Annotated in this window: 2 protein-coding genes; one reads left to right on the top strand and one right to left on the bottom strand. The window is 53.2% G+C overall.

Translation table 11 applies throughout. The features are described from left to right. Positions 1 to 584: 584 nt before the first annotated feature. A complete protein-coding gene (locus OCV66_RS15450; protein WP_262564910.1) occupies positions 585 to 1196 on the bottom strand; it encodes a DEAD/DEAH box helicase in 612 nt (203 codons plus the stop codon). A gap of 143 nt (positions 1197 to 1339) precedes the next feature. Here OCV66_RS15450 and OCV66_RS15445 point away from each other — a divergent pair. Further along, positions 1340 to 1689: hypothetical protein (locus tag OCV66_RS15445; RefSeq protein ID WP_262564908.1), on the top strand; the 350-nt coding region annotated here is incomplete at its 3' end.

Raw genomic sequence — 1689 nt, 5'->3', positions numbered from 1 at the left:
CAGATGTATCACATTTACCGGTTGTGGAATGGCCTCAAAGAACAGCGCACCCGGAATATGGCATAGTGCATCTTTTCGCAAAAATCTGTATACTTCACTTGTCTGATTTTCGATTGCTTTCCAGCAATAGCTGATAAAGCGTTTCACTATGACATCCTGTGGCGTAAGCGACGTAAGCATTACACTCACCACCTTACTGCCACTGACTGTGGAATTTACATTGTTATAGGCTGTTGAACCATCAGTTTTGGGTTAATTTTTTAATCTCAATAAATTGGAATTTTCCGGAGGTACGAGTTATGAAAAATCGAACCATGATGATAGGGTTAGCCTTACTATTGCTTGGAAATAATTTTGCAGTTCCAGGCACCTTTTTTCTATATCGGTCTTGTTTTTGGTATTATTGAATTGGTTTTGGTTATTTTCGGGAGCAAATCAAAGGAATAGCAGATTCCAATTTATCGACTTATCGGGAACCACGCTTGATATGCGTGATTCTTTTCATTTGTGGGAAAATCAATGATACTTTTTGTTGCTGTTATGCCAACAGCAGAATTTCTAACAGTCCTCGGGCAGCTTTCGTATCACACGAAATAAGGTGTCCTTACGGACGCACAGCCTTTCTCAATTTTGGCCGGATTGACGATCATCACCTGCATACCCTGCCGGAGGTGGTTTGCCACCCATTCTTCCCGTTTGCGAGGCGGGACGGTATCCTCCATGATCTCGGCGCGGACGCCGGCATCCGTGAGAAAGCGCTTGAGCCGTGTCCGGCTGTCCAGCCGCACCCAGTTGACGTAGGGCAGTACGCGCTCCTCTGCGGCAACCTTTGCACGAATGATCTCGAGCGCCCTTGCATCCTTTTCGGTTTCATCCGTCGATGCACCGCTGTCCTCCGGCACCAGGATCGGGTCTGCGGTGACCGGATGCACGATCGGCTTATGCCCATACGGCTGGTCCGGATAGGCCATCATGAGGTTCAGGGACACGGACAACAGCTTCCGGGCGAGCTTACGCCCTTCGCAGCTGCGGTCCTTGAAGATCTCATGGAAAGCGTGCTCCAGATCGTCATAGGCTCTTTGCTGGTTCTCCGGAAGCCTGAGCGGTACAGGGATCTCCTCGTATTCCGGCAGGTCCTTGCCCATATCCATGAGCGAGAGGAACACGCCGTTCTCCAGCAGGAAGCGGCTGTACACCAGCGGCGAAACGCCCGGCTTCTGACGGGAGCGTTTTTCCGCTTCGCGGTGCGCCGGTTGCTGTTGTACCCGCCTTCCGTTACTTCGTAAGTGTCCTCTGTCACGCCGTATTCCCGCGCAAACTGCGCGGGGGCGGCATAGCTTTGCCCATCCTGCTCCATACGGTATGCACACATGCGGTAGAGCAGATAGAAGATACCGGAGGCATAGCCGTTGATGAGGGTTGCCGTCATGCCGATGCATTTTTTCGCGGCGGCGAACAGCTCGCCCATCGCGTCCCCCTGGCCGCTGTCCGCGGAAAACTGGTGCAGTTCATCCGCTATCAGGCCGTCTATCTTCCCTCTGTACCGGTTTTTGATATAGGTGCTGAGCGGGAAGCGGCGGCACGCGCCGCGGGCGGCCATGAAACGGTCCGGCTCGCGCAGCAGGGCGGCAAGCTGCTTTTTCGCCGCCGCTGTTTTGCAGGCGTCCCGCGCAAGGTACGCAAAACGGC

This window comes from Agathobaculum ammoniilyticum (assembly GCF_025567315.1).
In the GTDB taxonomy this organism is placed as follows: Bacteria; Bacillota; Clostridia; order Oscillospirales; family Butyricicoccaceae; genus Agathobaculum; species Agathobaculum ammoniilyticum.
This window is presented reverse-complemented; position numbering and strand designations above follow the sequence as displayed.